The sequence below is a fragment of the Actinoplanes sp. NPDC051405 genome (genome assembly GCF_055586185.1).
In genome coordinates, this window is the sequence record NZ_JBVJIR010000025.1 from 50,331 (window position 1) to 64,710 (window position 14,380).

Here is a 14,380-nt window from a genome sequence, read left to right on the forward strand (position 1 = left end):
CCGGTCGCCGCGAGCGTTTGCCGTGCGGCCTGCGGTGGCCGCGAGTCAGTAGCCGAGCGCGACGGCGTGCCCGACGGTGGCCGGGTCCGTCGCCGCGGCCAGGGTTGCCGTCGCCAGGTCCGTGCGCGAGATCGAGCTGCCGCCGCGCACGGTGTGGTCGAGCGCCGTGCGGTACGGCCTGGGCCCGCCGTCGGTCAGCCGGGGTGGACGCATGATCGTCCAGTCCAGACCACTCGCCGCGACGATCCGGTCGGTGGCCACGAAATCGGTCCACGCGGCGCGCAGAAAACGCCACAGGAGGGGCTTGACGATCCGGGCGGTCACGAAGCCGTCGTGGGAGTCCTTGATGTGGCCCGCCGCGGTCACCACGACCAGCCGCCGGACCCCGGTCGCCCGCATCGCCTGGATGATCGACTCCGCGGCCGGCGCGCACACCGGCTCGTGGGCACCCGGCCGGTGACCGAGGGCCGAGATGACGACGTCGCGGCCGGCCACAGCGGGCTCGATCGCCGCCGGGTCCATGACGTCGGCCCGGACGACCTCCACGCCGGCGGGGAAGCCGGCGGCCGAGCGCACCACGGCGGTGACGGTGTGCCCCGCCTCCAGCGCTTGTCGCACCAGCTCCACCCCGGTGCCGCCGGTTGCTCCGAACACGGTGATCTTCATGCGTACTCCTCGGTTAGTAAACACTCACTACCTAGTCAGGGTGGTGAGCGTTCACTAACCTGTCAAGGGTGGGAACCCGAGACGTCATCCTGGACGCGGCGGCCGGCGTGATGCGCGAGCGCGGCCTGGCCAACGTGACCACCCGCCAGATCGCGGCGGCGGCCGGTTTCTCGGAGGCGACGCTCTACAAGCACTTCGCCGACAAGATCGAGCTGATGCTCGCCGTGCTGCAGGAACGCTCCACCGGCTTCGCCGAGCTGTCCGCGGCGCTGGACCGGCCGGCCGGCGACAGCCCTGACGACCTCGAGGACCGGCTGGCCGCGGTGGCCGGCGCCGCGATCGTGTTCTACACCGACAACTTCCCGATGCTCGCGTCGATCTTCTCCGACCGCACCATCCTCGCCGCCCACACCGACGGGCTGCGCAAGCACGGCCTGGGGCCGCACAAGGTCAACGAGGCCATCGCGGGATACCTGAGCGCCGAGGCGCAAGCGGGCCGCATCCGATCCGACGCCGACCTGTACGCGGCCGCGGGACTGCTGGCCGGAGCCTGCCTGCAGCACGCCTTTCTCGGGCACATGGGCTGGGTGGACCGCCGCGACGACGACACGGCCGCGCGGTCGTTCGCCCGTACGGTGATCGCGGGTCTGCGCGGCGAGTAGTCACCCGAGGCTGCGCCGGATCGCGGTCTCGGCCGCCGCCCAGGTCGGGGTGTGCTCGACCCAGCCGGGCGGCGGGGTGCGCTGCGGCCCGAAGAGGTAGCGGTGCGGCACGACACCGCGCAGCGCCTGGTGCACGTCGAGCTTGTCGTCGACGAAGTGGGTGATCCCCAGCTGGGCACAGTGGATCGCCTTGTCCGGCCGCTTCAGGCAGAAGCGCAGGTGGTCGCCGGGGATGCCGGTCCGGGCGGCGAAGTCGTGGTGGTCGAGCCACTGGCGGGTGTGGCGCTGGACGCGTTCGCCGCACTTGGAGACCAGCCACACCTGCCCGAAGAGCGGGACCAGCCGGGTCAGCGTGTCGATCGCCGCGGGCACGGCCGGTGTCGCGAGCATCCGGGCGGTGTCTCCGCTGAAGAACTGGGTGTCGTTGCCGCCCGGAGCGCCGCCGCCGATGATGACCCGGCCGATGTCGACGCCGAGCCTGAGTTGTTGTGTGGTCATGAGCTCAGCCTGATCGGCAGCAGGCTAGAGCAGAACTATCGATGTCGATGCAGCTATAGTCTGCGGTTATGACTGAGCGGGCGGTGTCGAGCGATGCCCTGGCTTCCTTCGCCGTGTTCGCCGAGCACCTCAACTTCACCCGCGCGGCGGCGGAGCTGCGCATCTCCCAGCCGGCCCTGCACGTCAAGGTCCGCAAGCTGGCCCAGGCCCTGGGCCGGCCGCTCTACCACCGCAGCGGCCGGCAGCTCGTGCTCACCGCGGACGGCGCGGCGGTCGCCCGGTTCGCCCGCGCGCACGACGAACGGCTCGCGGATTTCCTGGCCGAGTTCGCCGGTGTCGTGCCGGGCCGGCCGGTCGTGCTGGCCGCGGGACAGGGCGCCTACCTCTATCTGCTCGGTGACACGATCCGGGCGGTGCTGGCCGAGGAGCCGACCCGGCTGCGCCTGATCACCTGCGACCACCGGCAGATGCTCGCCGCCGTCCGCACCGGACAGGCGCAGCTCGGGGTGAGCGTGCTCGACGTGCTGCCCGAGGACCTGATCGCGGTACGGCTGGCGACCTTCCCCCAGGTGCTGCTCGTGCCGGAGGGCCATCGGCTGGCCCGGCGCCGCGCGGTGACCCTGCCGGACGTGGCCGGTGCGAGCCTGGTCGTGCCGCCGCAGCACCGGCCGCACCGGGTGCTGCTGGAGCAGGCGCTGCGCGGCGCCGGGGTGGAGTGGACGGTCGCGGTGGAGGCCGAGGGCTGGCCGCTGATCACGCACTTCGTCGGCCTGGGCGTGGGGCTGGCCATCGTCAACGGGTGCGTGCCGGCTCCGGCCGGGCTGGTCGCCGTACCGGTCGAGGGTCTGCCGCCGGTCACCTATCACCTGGTCCACCAGCCCTCGGCGCTGTCCGATCCCCGGGTGGCCGGACTGCTGGAACGGATCCTAAACTAAGCTGTAAGTAGGTACTTACTTACGCGCGGAGGTGCGCCATGACCACCCTCGACTCCCTCGGCCGGCAGCGGACGGTGCTGCTGGAGACCCGCAAGCGCGACGGCTCCTGGGTCGGCACGCCCGTCAGCCTGGTCGTGTCCGGCGGCCACGGCTATTTCCGCAGCTACGACGCGGCCGGCAAGGTCAAGCGGCTGCGCAACTTCCCGGAGGTCCGGGTGGCACCCAGCACGATGCGCGGCCGTGCGACCGGCCCGGCTGTGCCCGGTCAGGCGCGGCTGCTCAGTGCGGCGGAGGCCGAGCCCGTTCGCGCCCTGCTCGCCGCGAAACATCCGTGGCTGCACGGCCGGCTCGTGCCGGCGCTGCACCGCCGCAAGGGCTGGACCACCCTGCACTACGAGCTGACCCTGGAGCAGAGCTGAGCGGCACCCGCGACACCATCGTCACCGTGGCCATGGACCTCTTCGGCCGCCACGGCTACCACGCCACCACGATCGCCCAGATCGAGGCGGCCGCCGGGCTGTCCGCCGGGGCCGGCGGTCTCTACCGGCACTTCAAGACCAAGCGCGCCCTGCTCGAGGAAGGCCTCCGCCGGCAGTTCGAAGCCGGGCGACCGCTGGTGGCCTATCTCGAGCAGACCGGTGCGGAGCTGTCCCGCCGCGACCGCTTCCTCGCCGTGGCCCGGGCCGGGCTGCGCCGGCTGGAGCAGGAACGCGATGTCAACCGGCTGCTGCTGCGCGACCTGGCGTCCTTCCCGGACCTGCTCGACCAGGTGCGCACCCAGGAGCTGGCCCGGGTGCACGAGGCGCTGACCGGCTGGGTGGCCCGCGAGTCACCCCGGCATCCTGACCCCGCCGCGCTGGCCGCGGTGCTGATGGCGGCGGTCAGCCACTACTGGATCTTCACCGACATCTTCGCCGGCCGGCATCCGCACGGAGTCGACAGTGAACGGTTCCTCCGGACGCTGGCCGATCTCGCCGTAGCGGTCGGTGACGGGGTTGCGGACCCGCCGTAGCGTCGAGCTGTGGGCAGTGACGACAGTGATTCCGTACGCGACACCCCGCCGGCGGATCCCTGGCTGACCGAGGCACCGACCTCGGCCATCGGCGATGCCGCGGCCGAGCCAGGTGCGGCGGGCCAGGTGCCGTTGGCGGACACGGCCCGTTTCGACGACGCGGTGCCGTCCGGCTGGGCGGCCACGCCCCCCCGCCCGAGGAGCGGCGCGGCCGCCGGGCGACCCGGTGGATCGTGGCCGTGCTCGCGGCCTGCGCCCTGTTCATCGCCGGGATGCTGGCCATCGACCAGTTCGGCGGCGGGTCCGGCGAGGACAATGACGCGCAGGGACCGGCCCCCTCGGTGGGAGCCACCTCCAAGGCGGTTGCCGCGGCACCGGCCCGCCGTGCCACCACCACTGCGCCGGCGGGCACTGCGCCGGCGGGCGAAAAGCCGATTGTCGCGGTCAGCAGCGGCCCGTCCAGCTCCGGCGGCCAGGTCGTCTACGAGGTCACGGCGAGCGGATCGCGTAACACCGGCAGCGTGAGCTACACCGACCAGGACGGCGACATCATCCGGCTGAACGGGATCGCCCTCCCCTGGCGCGTCACCTTCGAGGTGACCGGGCAGAAGAAACCGCTGGTGCTCATCAGCCAGCGCAAGGGTGGCGGCGACGCCGGACCCGTCACGTGCACGATCACCCTGGACGGCAAGCTGCTCAGCTCCACCACTGCCGACGGCCGGTACGCCGCACCGCAGTGCAGCGGCTGACTACAGGTACATGCCGGTGGCCGGGGGCGTCACCGGGACGGTCACCGGCTGGGCGCCGGTGCGCAGCGCGTACAGCTCGGCCAGGGTCGCGCCGTGCGGGCCGACGCCGGCCGGGGTGCCCAGCCACGCGACTGCTTCCCCGTACGGCAGCCGCCCGACCTCGATGCTGGCCAGGCACCGCCCCGGCCGGACCACCGCGGGGTGCAGCGTGGCCAGGTCCTCGTTGGTGGTGATCCCGATCAGCGCGTTGCGGCCCTGCCCGAGCAGCCCGTCGGTCAGGTTGAGCAGCCGGGACAGCGACTGGCCGGCGCTGGCCTTGGCGTCGCCGCTGATCAGCTCGTCGCAGTCCTCGAGCATGAGCAGGCGCCAGCGCGGTTCGTCGTCGTCGCCGCTGCCCAGGGCGACGCTCATCAGATAGGCCGGATCGCCGAAGAGGCGTTCCGGGTCGAGCACGCAGTCGACCTGGCACCACGAGCGCCACTGCTGGGCCAGCGCCCGCAGCGCGGTGGTCTTGCCGGTGCCCGGCTCGCCGTGCAGCAGGAGCAGCCGGCCGTTGACCGCCGTGCCGTCGATGGCCATCAGCCGTTCCAGGGTGCTCGCCACCGGGCCGGCGTAGTTGGCCCGGATCTTGTCCCACGGCGCCGCGTCGATCTCGCGCTGCACCCGGCGCGGGCCGTGCGCGCCGTAGTGCCAGAAGCCGATCGGCACGCTGTCGTCGGCCGGCTCCGGCTCCTCGACGGCGTCCTCGACGGCCACGGCCAGCACTGACTCGGCCAGCTCGGAGCTGATCGCGGTGACCGTGACCCGGGCCCGGCGGCTCTGCTTCCAGCGGGTGACGTGCAGCGTCCAGCCCTCGCCGACCGACAGCCGGCCGTGCCCGTCCTCCTCCACGGCGTCCCGCACGATGCGCGCGTCCTCCGTGGTCAGCAAGGCCTCGGCGCGTACGTTTTCCAGGTACCGGGTGCGGCCGAACGGCTCCCGGCCGGTGACAAAAGCGTCCAGCGCGAGCAGGTCGACCACGTCCACCAGCCGGTCACCGTCATCAACGGCACCGGACAGCGGCAGGGTGGCGGGGGCGGTCGGCGCGGCCGCCGATTCCACCATGCGGCTGCCGGGCCGGTCGACGGACTGATGGGGGGTACGCATTACCCCATGATCGACCCGAAGTGGGGGATGAGCACCCGGTTTTCCGGCAGGTTGGCCCGAACGGGGCCGCTATGCGGCTGCTCACTCCGGTTTCCCAAGATCCGTGAGCGTCGGTAAGGTGAGGGTTACCTAACCTGAAACGGAGTTCGACATGGCGACCCATCCGCTCATCTCGCGCCGGAACCTGCTCTTCGGTGCAGCGGGCGTGGCGGCCGCCGGCCTCCTCGCGGCCTGTGGCGACAGCGACGGCGGCGACAGCCCGACCACGGGTGGTTCGTCCGCCGCGACCGGTGGCTCGTTCCCGGCCACGGTGACCCACCAGTTCGGCAGCACCATCGTCGAGGAGGCACCCAGGACGGTCGTGTCGCTCGGCTGGGGAGACGCCGACGCGCTGCTCGCCCTCGGTGTCGTCCCGGTCGGCATCCTCGACTGGTTCCAGGCCTGGCCGACCGGCGTCGGGCCGTGGGCCCAGGCCAAGCTCAACGGGGCCAAGCCCACCGTGCTGAAGGGTCCCGAGATCAACTACGAGAGCGTCGCCACGCTGCGCCCGGACCTGATCACCTTCACCAAGAGCGCCAACACCAAGGCCGAGTGGGACCAGCTGGAGAAGCTCGCCCCGACGCTGTCCGGCCCGGCCGGCACGGCGCCGTACGGCACCACGCTCAAGGACCAGACGCTGCTGATCGCCGAGGCACTGGGCCGCAAGGCCGAGGGGGAGGCCCTGGTCGCGGCCAACGACAAGGCACTCGCCGACGCCAAGGCGGCCCACCCGGGGTTCGCCGGCAAGAGCGTGGTCGTCGCGGCCGCGTTCGGCGGGCAGTACGGCGCGTACACCCGCGGCGACGGCCGGGTGCAGTTCATGGAGGCGCTCGGCTTCCAGAACTCGCAGAAGATCGAGGACCTCAAGCCGGCCAACTTCTACGCCGAGGTCTCCAAGGAGAAGGTCGGCCTGCTCGACGCCGACCTGACCGTCATCTTCGCCCTGGGCGCCGGCGCCGAGCTCAAGAAGGACGCCGTGCTGAACAGCATCCCGTCCGCCAAGGCCGGCCGGCTGCTCATCGTCGACGACGCCGACCTGGTCAACGGCTTCTCCACCAACTCGGTGCTGAGCACCCCGTTCGTCATCGAAAAGTTCGTGCCGCTTGTCAAGGCCGCCCTGGCGTGACCAGTACCGCCGCCGAGCGCGCCGGTTACACCCCGCTCGAGGCCCGGGTCCGGGCCCGGGGTGGGCTGACCACCCGTGGCCTGGGGCTGGTCGCCGCGACCGGGGCGCTCGCGGCGGTGGCCGTGCTCAGCATCGTGGTCGGCACCAAGCCGATCCCGCTGGGCACGATCTGGGACGCCTTCTTCACCCGCGGGGTGACCTCGGAGGACATCCGGATCGTCCTGGACCTGCGGGTGCCGCGGACGGTCCTCGGCATCGCCGCCGGGATCGCCCTGGGCCTGGCCGGCGCGCTGATGCAGGCGCTGACCCGCAACCCGCTGGCCGACCCGGGCATCCTCGGCATCAACGCGGGCGCGGCCACCGCCGTCGTGCTCGCCATCCGGGTGCTCGGCATCGGGTCGCTGACCGGCTACATCTGGTTCGCCTTCGCCGGGGCGGCCGGGGCGTTCGTCGTGGTCTACCTGCTCGGCACCCGCGGCCGCTCGGGCGCGTCGCCGGAACGGCTGGCCCTCGCCGGTGCCGCGGTCGGCGCCGCCCTGCTCGCGGTCACCAACGCGGTCGCGCTGCTCGACGTCACCACCTTCGACCGCTACCGGCTGTGGACGGTCGGCGCCCTCGCCGGCCGCGACCTCGGCGTGTTCTGGGCGGTGGCGCCGTTCATCCTGGTGGGCGCGCTGCTGGCGTTCGCCCTCGGCCCCTCGCTCAACGTGATCGCGCTCGGGGAGGACACCGCCCGGGCGCTCGGCGCCAACCTCAACCGCACCCGGGTGCTCACCGCGGTCGCCGTCACCCTGCTCTGCGGCGCGGCCACGGCGGCGGTCGGGCCGATCGCGTTCGTCGGGCTCGCCGTCCCGCACATCGCGCGCACCCTGGTCGGGCCGGACCAGCGCTGGCTGCTGCCGTACTCGCTGGTGCTCGCGCCGACGCTGCTGCTGCTCGCGGACGTCGCCGGCCGGGTGATCGCGCGCCCCGGCGAGGTGCAGGCGGGCCTGATCACCGCCTTCATCGGCGTCCCGGTGTTCCTCGCCATCATCCTGCGCCGCCGGATCGTGCCGCTGTGAGACGCCGGATCACCGTCCGGGCGCCGGGCCTCGCCGTCCGCCTCGACCTGCGCACGCTGGGGGTCAGCGGGGCCCTGCTGCTGGCCGTGGCCGCCGTCGTGGTCTGGACCGTCGTCGCCGTCGGCGTACGGCTGCCGGTCGCCGACATCCTCGAGATCCTCGACGGTGGCGGCCGGCGCGCCGACCGTTTCATCCTGCTCGACCTGCGCCTGCCCCGGGTCAGCCTGGGCCTGCTGGTCGGGGCGGCGCTGGCGATGTCCGGCGCGGTCTTCCAGAGCCTGTCGCGCAACCCGCTGGGCAGCCCCGACATCGTCGGCTTCACCACCGGCTCGGCCACCGGCGCGGTCGTCGCGATTCTCGTGTTCGGCGCCGGGCCGGGCGGGGCCGCGGTCGCGGCCGTCGTGGGCGGCCTGCTCACGGCCCTGATCGTGTACGGCCTCGCGGCGGTCGGCGGGGGCGCGGTCCGGCGGATCGTGCTCGTCGGGATCGGCATCAGCGCGATGCTCGTCGCGGTCAACAGCTACCTGATCAGCCGGGCCCGGGTCGACGCCGCCCAGGCCGCCTCGATCTGGCTGGTCGGCACCCTGAACGGCCGGACCTGGGAGTACGTGCGCCTGCTGGGCCTGGCCCTGCTGGTGCTCACGCCGCTGCTCCTGCTGTTCGGCCGGCGACTCCAGCTGCTGGAGATGGGCGACGACTCAGCGCAGTCGCTCGGCGTACGGGTGAACCGCTCCCGCCTGGTGCTGGTCCTGCTGGCCGTGGCGGTCTGCGCGGTGGCGACCGCCACGACCGGCCCGGTGGCGTTCGTGGCCCTGGCCGCGCCGCAGATCACCCGGCGGCTCACCGGCTCGCCGGCGCTGCAGCTGCTCCCGGCGGCGATCACCGGCGCCCTGCTGATGGTGCTCAGCGACTTCGTCGCGCAACGGCTGCTGGCCCCCGCCCAGCTGCCCGTCGGGGTGGTGACCGGCGCGGTCGGCGGGGTCTATCTGGCCTGGCTGCTCGCCGGGCAATGGCGAAAGGGAAACTGATGACCTCGCGGCTGTCCGGGACCGGCCTGACGCTGGCCTACGGCGACCGGGTGATCGCCGCCGGCCTGGACGTGACGATCCCCGACGGCTCCTTCACGGTGATCATCGGACCCAACGCCTGCGGCAAGTCCACGCTGCTGCGTGCCCTGTCCGCGCTGCTCACCCCGAAGCAGGGCTCGGTGGTGCTGGACGGTGCGTCGATCGGCTCGTACCGGGCCAAGGAGGTCGCCCGGCGCCTCGGCCTGCTGCCGCAGACAGCCACCGCCCCGGAAGGCATCTCGGTGGCCGACCTCGTGGCCCGCGGCCGGTATCCGCACCAGAAGCTGCTGCGTCAATGGACGCCGGAGGACGAGAACCAGGTCGCCGCGGCCATGGAGGCCACCGGCGTGACGGCGCTGGCGGACCGCGCCGTCGACGAGCTGTCCGGCGGTCAGCGGCAGCGGGTGTGGATGGCCATGGCGCTCGCCCAGCAGACCGGCATCCTGTTGCTCGACGAGCCGACGACGTACCTGGACATCGCCTACCAGGTCGACCTGCTGGACCTCTGCGCCGACCTGAACGAGCAGGGCCGGACCCTGGTCGCGGTGCTGCACGACCTCAACCACGCCTGCCGCTACGCGACCCACCTGATCGTGATGAAGGCCGGGCGGATCGTCGCGGAGGGCGTACCGGGGGAGATCGTCACCGCGGAGCTGGTCGAGGACGTCTACGGGCTGCGGTGCGAGGTCATCCCGGACCCGCAGACGCGGACGCCGCTGGTGGTGCCGGCGGCACGGGCCTCACGCGCCGCCCGCCTGACCCGCTGACGGCCCACCGGTCAGGCGCGGGTCAGCACGAAGACCGGGATCGGCCGGGCGGTCTTCTTCTCGTACGTCGCGTACGTCGGGAACGCCGCGACGGCCCGCTCCCACCACACCGCGCGCTCGTCGCCGGTGACCTCACGCGCGACGTAGTCGTGCCGGGCGTCGCCGTCCTGCAGCTCGACGCGGGGCTCCTTGCGCAGGTTGTAGACCCAGACCGGGTTCTTCGGGCCACCGGCCAGCGAGCCGACGACGGCATACTCGCCGTTGTGTTCGACGCGCATCAGCGCCGTCTTGCGCAGCAGTCCGGTCCGGGCGCCGACCGAGGTCAGCACGATCACCGGCCGCCCGCTGATGTCGCCCGCGCGCTCGCCGTTGGTCGCCTCGTACGTCTCTGCCTGCTTACGGGCCCACGCGGAGGTGCTCGGGCCGTACTCGCCGGACAGTGGCATGGCGTACCTCTCAGCCGGAGATCGGGGTGAGGACCAGGACCGGGATGATCCGGTCGGTCTTGGTCTGATACTCCGCGTACGGCGGCCACGCCCCGACCGCCCGCTCCCACCACACGGCCCGCTCCTCGCCGGAGACCTCGCGGGCCCGGTAGTCGCGCTTGACGTTGCCGTCCTGGAGCTCGACGTGCGGATTCTTGATCAGGTTCCAGTACCAGACCGGATGCGTGGGGGCGCCGCCGCGGGACGCGACCACCGCATACTCGCCGTTGTGCTCGACCCTCATCAGCGGAGTCTTGCGGATCTTGCCGGTCCGGGCGCCGACCGAGGTCAGCAGGATGATCGGGCGGCCCCGCAGGTCGGCGGCCTCGGTGCCCCCGCTGGCCTCGAACTTCTCGGCCTGCTCGCGGGCCCGGTCGGACGGGCTCGGGGCGTACTCACCGGTCAACGGCATGATTTCCTCCTGCGGGCGAAGTCAGATCGAGGGCCATGAGACCGGCAGCGGTCGGCCGGAAGCCGCAGGCCTCGACATAGAACGAGGTCAGGTGCGGCTCGTAGTCGACGTGCAGCCACTGGCAGCCCGCCGCCCGGGCGCCGGTCACCGCGGTTGCCACCAGAGTGGTGCCGACGCCCTGGCCGCGGGCCTCGGCGGCCACCACGGTGTCCACCAGGAAAGCGTGCACGCCACCGTCCCAGGTCACGTTGACGAAGCCGACCAGCACGTCCGCCCGGTGGGCGCAGACCCAGCCCAGGCTGTGCCGGTCGAGCCGGCCCTGCCAGTCGATTCCCTGGGGGGAGTACCCGAAACCAGCCGCGTGCAGGGCGTCGAGGGCGGCGTTGTCGAAGCCGGTCCGCCAGCCATAGGTGATCGTCACCGGCCCAGTTTCCGTCATGGGCCAGCCTGGCCAGCGTTGCGGCCAGTTCGGCGTTGCGCTGGGCGAAACCCGCCCATGCCGGTGGGGGCTCGTGCGGGGGCCGGGCGCTGCGGCGCTGGCTCCACGAGCGGACCCGGCCGGCCCGCACGGCGAACGACACCAGCCAGCCGTCGGCCCAGCCCTGCACGGTGACGTCGACCGGCTCCAGCGTCGTGACCTGCTGCGCGACGGTCACCCACTCCAGCGCGCGGATCTCCTCCTGGACGCGGCCGGCCAGCTCGAAGGCGAGCGCGGCGGCGGCTCTGTCGCGTACCCCTTCGAGGGTCTGCCGGGCGGCCGCGACCGCGACCGGATCACGCCGCAGGACCGCCGCGACGGCCTCGGCCAGCTCCTCGCGGTCGACGGCGCTGACGCCGCGCCGGGCGGCCAGCTCCCGCTCGGCGCCGGTCAGGCCCGCGGCCGCGGCCGCGAGCGGATGCGCCCGGTGCAGCGCGCTGACCGCGAGCCGGGCGCGCGTGCCGCCGAGATACGGCCCGAAGATCCGCACCCCCGCGACCGGCGGCCCGGCCTCGTGGGTGAGGCGCAGGCCGGCCGTCGCGGGCCGGGCATCAAGCCGCAGGTACGCCGGGACCTCCTCGCCGCCGGCCGTCCTGTTCCACCGGGGCAGCGACTCCTCCAGCAGGTTGCGTTCGAGCCAGGCCGCCTCGTGCACCGACTCGCAGGCCACGGCCTCGATCCGGGCCACCGCCGGAACCATCCGGCGCAGGTGCCGACGGTCGCGCAGGTCGCCGCCGTACGACCCGACGCGGGCCCGCAGCTCGGTGGCCCGGCCGACGTAGAGCACGCGCCCGCGGGCGTCGCGGAACCGGTAGACGCCCGGGTCGCGAGGCAGCCCAGCGGCCAGCCGGCGGATCGCGGAGGTCATCGCGTCAGTATCCGCTCCGCCGGCTCGGCTAGCCTTCCGCACATGCCCGCGATCGGTGTCGGTGACATCACCCTCCACTACGAGGAGTCGGGCCGGGGTGCGCCGGTCCTGCTCATCCCCGGCTCGGCGGCCCGCGGCCGCACCTGGGCGCTGCACCAGGTGCCGGCCCTGACCGCCGCCGGCTACCGGACGATCACTCTGGACAACCGCGGGATCGGCCGCAGCGGTCCGGCGACGCCCGGCCTGACGGTCGAGCAGCTGGTGGCCGACGCGATCGCGGTGATCGAGCGCGTCGCCGGCGGGCCGTGCCGGCTGATCGGCACCTCGATGGGCGCCTACGTGGTGCAGGAACTGCTGCTGGTGCGGCCGGAGCTGGTCACCCAGGCGGTGCTGATGGCAAGCCGGGCCAGGCCGGACGTGGTGTCGCGGGCCCTGACGGCCGCGGACCGGGCGATGACCGCTTCGGGGGTCACCTTGCCGCCGGAGTACGACGCGGTCAACCGGGCGCTGCAGAACCTGTCGCCCCGCACCCTCGAGGACCCGGAGAGCGCGCGGGACTGGCTGGACATCATGGAGGTGTCCCCGACCGACTGGGCCGATCCGGGGCTGCGCGCGCACCTCGGCGTGACCGTGGACACCGACCGGCGGCCGGCGTACCGGGGGATCCGGGTGCCGACCCTGGTGCTGTCGTTCGCCGATGACCTGATCGCGCCCGCGGCCCGGGGCCGCGAGCTGGCCGACGCGATCCCGCAGGCCCGGTACGCGCGCATCGCGGACGCGGGTCACTACGGCTACCTGGAGCAGCCGGCGGCGGTCAACGACGCGATCCTGGGGTTCTTCGCCGGTGCTTGACCGCATTCTGCCGCCGGCTGTGCGAACGGTTCACACCCGCTCGGACCCGCCCGCGTCCCTGTTCCCGGCCGAGGCCGCGCTGGTGGCGAACGCCGTGGAGAAGCGGAAGCAGGAGTTCGCGACGGTACGCAACTGCGCCCGGCTGGCCCTGGCCGAGCTCGGGGTGCCGCCGGCCCCCATCCTGCCCGGCGTCCGCGGAGCGCCGGTCTGGCCGGACGGCATCGTGGGCAGCATGACGCACTGCGCCGGCTACCGGGCGGCCGCGGTGGCGCGTACGTCGGAGGCCGGCGGCATCGGCATCGACGCGGAGGAGCAGGGGCCGCTGCCGGACGGGGTGCTGGAGCTGGTGGCGTCGCCGGACGAGCGGACGCACCTGGCCGGGCTGGCGTCGGCGCGGCCGGAGGTGTGCTGGGAACGGCTGCTGTTCAGCGCGAAGGAGTCGGTGTACAAGGTGTGGTCGCCGCGGACGGGGGAGTGGCTGGGCTTCGAGGAGGCCGAGGTGAGCTTCGAGCCGGAGGCAGCGACGTTCACCGCGCGGGTGCTCGTGCCGGGGCCGTTCCCGGTGCTGACCGGCCGCTATCTGGTCGAGGACGGTCTCGTGCTGACCGCAATAGTCCTGCCGCCGGCCATGTAGCGCTGATAACGTACCTGCGTTATCTTCGATCACATGAGTGTGTTGCTGCCCGTGCCCGTCCAGGCCGTCTTCGACGCGACCAACGCGGGTGACACCGAAGCGTTCCTGGCGGCGTTCGCATCCGACGGCGTGGTCGACGACTGGGGCCGGGAATTCCACGGCCACGAGGCGATCCGGCGGTGGAGCGACGGCGAGAACATCGGCGTGCACGCGACCTTCGACGTCACGGAGGTGGCGGTGAAGGACGGCGCGTACGTGGTGACGGCGATGGTGGGTGGCGGCGGTTTCAACGGGCCGAGCCACTTCACTTTTCAGGTCGCGGGTGAGCGTGTGACCCGCATGACGATCAGCGCCTGATGCCTCGCCTGCCTCGTTTTCTTGCCGCCGGCCTGTTGTTGTTCGCCGCGACGCTGGTGCTGAGTGCTCTGCTGGCGCCGGCACCGCGCGGGCTGGTCGCGGCAGGGGTGTTCGTGCCGCTCTGGTATTTCATCGCGGTGCTGAACGCGTGGCTGGGCGTGGTGTCGGCCGGTTATCCGGTGCGGGCGGAGATCGCGGTGTTCGGGCTGGTCTTCGGGGTGCCGGCGGTTGTTGCTGTGGTTGTGGGATCGCTGTACTCGCCGGAGGTGGGCGGGGGACGGATCTGGTTCTTGTGGGCGGCCGGGGTGGGGCTGTGGGCTGCGGTGTGGCTGCTGATCTCCCTGCTGGCGGGTGGGCCGGATGCCGCGGGGTTGGTGGTGCTGGTCTTCGGTCCTTTGTGGCTGATCGTGTGTGTGGTGAATCTGGTGGTGGGGGTACGGTCGGCCGGCTACAGCGTGGCTGAAGAGTTGCCGATCCTGCTCGCGAACGCGGCGCTGCCGCTGGCGGTGGCCGTTGTCGCTTGGCGTGCCCTCGCCCGCCGCCGTCCCACCGCCACCTGACGCCGC

The 14,380-nt window shown here is 72.9% G+C and carries 19 protein-coding genes and 1 pseudogene; 13 read left to right on the forward strand and 7 right to left on the reverse strand.

Annotated elements, in window-relative coordinates; all coding sequences use genetic code 11:
• Positions 1-45: 45 nt before the first annotated feature.
• On the reverse strand, positions 46-666 hold the full coding sequence (locus tag ACZ6S4_RS39585) for an NAD(P)-dependent oxidoreductase (protein ID WP_465479822.1): 621 nt from the start codon (positions 664-666) through the stop codon (positions 46-48).
• A gap of 68 nt (positions 667-734) precedes the next feature.
• Between ACZ6S4_RS39585 and ACZ6S4_RS39590 the strand changes: the two genes are divergently transcribed.
• A complete protein-coding gene (locus tag ACZ6S4_RS39590) occupies positions 735-1,328 on the forward strand; it encodes a TetR/AcrR family transcriptional regulator (protein WP_465479823.1) in 594 nt (197 codons plus the stop codon).
• Here the strand turns inward: ACZ6S4_RS39590 and ACZ6S4_RS39595 are convergent, their stop codons facing one another.
• Positions 1,329-1,826, reverse strand: coding sequence for a hypothetical protein (locus tag ACZ6S4_RS39595; RefSeq protein ID WP_465479824.1), 498 nt, complete (start codon positions 1,824-1,826; stop codon positions 1,329-1,331).
• 68 nt (positions 1,827-1,894) lie between these two features.
• On the opposite strand from ACZ6S4_RS39595, the gene ACZ6S4_RS39600 reads away from it, so the two are divergent.
• The 4 genes from ACZ6S4_RS39600 (at position 1,895) to ACZ6S4_RS39615 (ending at position 4,522) form a co-directional block, all read left to right on the forward strand.
• Positions 1,895-2,761 carry a LysR family transcriptional regulator gene (locus ACZ6S4_RS39600; RefSeq protein WP_465479825.1) on the forward strand — a complete coding sequence of 289 codons (867 nt, stop codon included), beginning with the start codon at positions 1,895-1,897 and terminating at the stop codon, positions 2,759-2,761.
• A gap of 38 nt (positions 2,762-2,799) precedes the next feature.
• Positions 2,800-3,180: a PPOX class F420-dependent oxidoreductase gene (locus ACZ6S4_RS39605; protein WP_465479826.1), complete on the forward strand. Its 381-nt coding sequence runs from the start codon at positions 2,800-2,802 to the stop codon at positions 3,178-3,180.
• 26 nt (positions 3,181-3,206) lie between these two features.
• Positions 3,207-3,773: a TetR/AcrR family transcriptional regulator gene (locus tag ACZ6S4_RS39610; RefSeq protein ID WP_465479827.1), complete on the forward strand. Its 567-nt coding sequence runs from the start codon at positions 3,207-3,209 to the stop codon at positions 3,771-3,773.
• Positions 3,774-4,006: 233 nt separating this feature from the next.
• A complete protein-coding gene (locus ACZ6S4_RS39615; RefSeq protein ID WP_465479828.1) occupies positions 4,007-4,522 on the forward strand; it encodes an MmpS family transport accessory protein in 516 nt (171 codons plus the stop codon).
• Here the strand turns inward: ACZ6S4_RS39615 and ACZ6S4_RS39620 are convergent, their stop codons facing one another.
• Positions 4,523-5,668, reverse strand: coding sequence for a DUF5925 domain-containing protein (locus ACZ6S4_RS39620; RefSeq protein WP_465479829.1), 1,146 nt, complete (start codon positions 5,666-5,668; stop codon positions 4,523-4,525).
• A gap of 151 nt (positions 5,669-5,819) precedes the next feature.
• Between ACZ6S4_RS39620 and ACZ6S4_RS39625 the strand changes: the two genes are divergently transcribed.
• The 4 genes from ACZ6S4_RS39625 to ACZ6S4_RS39640 all read left to right on the forward strand — a co-directional run bounded on the left by ACZ6S4_RS39625 (position 5,820) and on the right by ACZ6S4_RS39640 (position 9,728).
• A complete protein-coding gene (locus tag ACZ6S4_RS39625) occupies positions 5,820-6,833 on the forward strand; it encodes an ABC transporter substrate-binding protein (protein ID WP_465479830.1) in 1,014 nt (337 codons plus the stop codon).
• A gap of 65 nt (positions 6,834-6,898) precedes the next feature.
• Positions 6,899-7,894: a FecCD family ABC transporter permease gene (locus ACZ6S4_RS39630; RefSeq protein ID WP_465479873.1), complete on the forward strand. Its 996-nt coding sequence runs from the start codon at positions 6,899-6,901 to the stop codon at positions 7,892-7,894.
• Positions 7,891-8,922, forward strand: a complete 1,032-nt coding sequence (locus ACZ6S4_RS39635) for a FecCD family ABC transporter permease (protein WP_465479831.1) — start codon at positions 7,891-7,893, stop codon at positions 8,920-8,922. The genes ACZ6S4_RS39630 and ACZ6S4_RS39635 overlap by 4 nt, the downstream gene beginning before the upstream one ends.
• Positions 8,922-9,728, forward strand: a complete 807-nt coding sequence (locus tag ACZ6S4_RS39640) for an ABC transporter ATP-binding protein (RefSeq protein ID WP_465479832.1) — start codon at positions 8,922-8,924, stop codon at positions 9,726-9,728. Before ACZ6S4_RS39635 ends, ACZ6S4_RS39640 begins: the two co-directional genes overlap by 1 nt.
• Before the next feature lie 11 nt (positions 9,729-9,739).
• Here the strand turns inward: ACZ6S4_RS39640 and ACZ6S4_RS39645 are convergent, their stop codons facing one another.
• The 4 genes and pseudogenes from ACZ6S4_RS39645 to ACZ6S4_RS39660 form a co-directional block, all read right to left on the reverse strand.
• Positions 9,740-10,174, reverse strand: coding sequence for a nitroreductase family deazaflavin-dependent oxidoreductase (locus ACZ6S4_RS39645; protein WP_465479833.1), 435 nt, complete (start codon positions 10,172-10,174; stop codon positions 9,740-9,742).
• 10 nt (positions 10,175-10,184) lie between these two features.
• Positions 10,185-10,625, reverse strand: a complete 441-nt coding sequence (locus tag ACZ6S4_RS39650; RefSeq protein WP_465479834.1) for a nitroreductase family deazaflavin-dependent oxidoreductase — start codon at positions 10,623-10,625, stop codon at positions 10,185-10,187.
• Complete coding sequence (locus ACZ6S4_RS39655) at positions 10,609-11,046, reverse strand: GNAT family N-acetyltransferase (RefSeq protein ID WP_465479835.1); 438 nt, start codon at positions 11,044-11,046, stop codon at positions 10,609-10,611. The genes ACZ6S4_RS39650 and ACZ6S4_RS39655 overlap by 17 nt, the downstream gene beginning before the upstream one ends.
• Positions 11,047-11,767: 721 nt before the next feature.
• Positions 11,768-11,971: pseudogene (locus tag ACZ6S4_RS39660) on the reverse strand (GIY-YIG nuclease family protein); the annotation flags it as partial.
• A gap of 42 nt (positions 11,972-12,013) precedes the next feature.
• Between ACZ6S4_RS39660 and ACZ6S4_RS39665 the strand changes: the two are divergent.
• Genes ACZ6S4_RS39665 through ACZ6S4_RS39680 form a run of 4 tightly spaced genes read left to right on the forward strand, consistent with a single transcriptional unit; the run spans position 12,014 to position 14,374 of the window.
• Positions 12,014-12,823: an alpha/beta fold hydrolase gene (locus ACZ6S4_RS39665; RefSeq protein WP_465479874.1), complete on the forward strand. Its 810-nt coding sequence runs from the start codon at positions 12,014-12,016 to the stop codon at positions 12,821-12,823.
• Between the two features lie 19 nt (positions 12,824-12,842).
• Entirely contained in the window at positions 12,843-13,457 is a 615-nt protein-coding gene (locus ACZ6S4_RS39670; RefSeq protein ID WP_465479836.1) for a 4'-phosphopantetheinyl transferase family protein, read from the forward strand.
• A 33-nt stretch (positions 13,458-13,490) separates the two neighbouring features.
• Positions 13,491-13,814: a nuclear transport factor 2 family protein gene (locus ACZ6S4_RS39675; protein ID WP_465479837.1), complete on the forward strand. Its 324-nt coding sequence runs from the start codon at positions 13,491-13,493 to the stop codon at positions 13,812-13,814.
• Positions 13,814-14,374: a hypothetical protein gene (locus ACZ6S4_RS39680; protein ID WP_465479838.1), complete on the forward strand. Its 561-nt coding sequence runs from the start codon at positions 13,814-13,816 to the stop codon at positions 14,372-14,374. Before ACZ6S4_RS39675 ends, ACZ6S4_RS39680 begins: the two co-directional genes overlap by 1 nt.
• Positions 14,375-14,380: the final 6 nt, after the last annotated feature.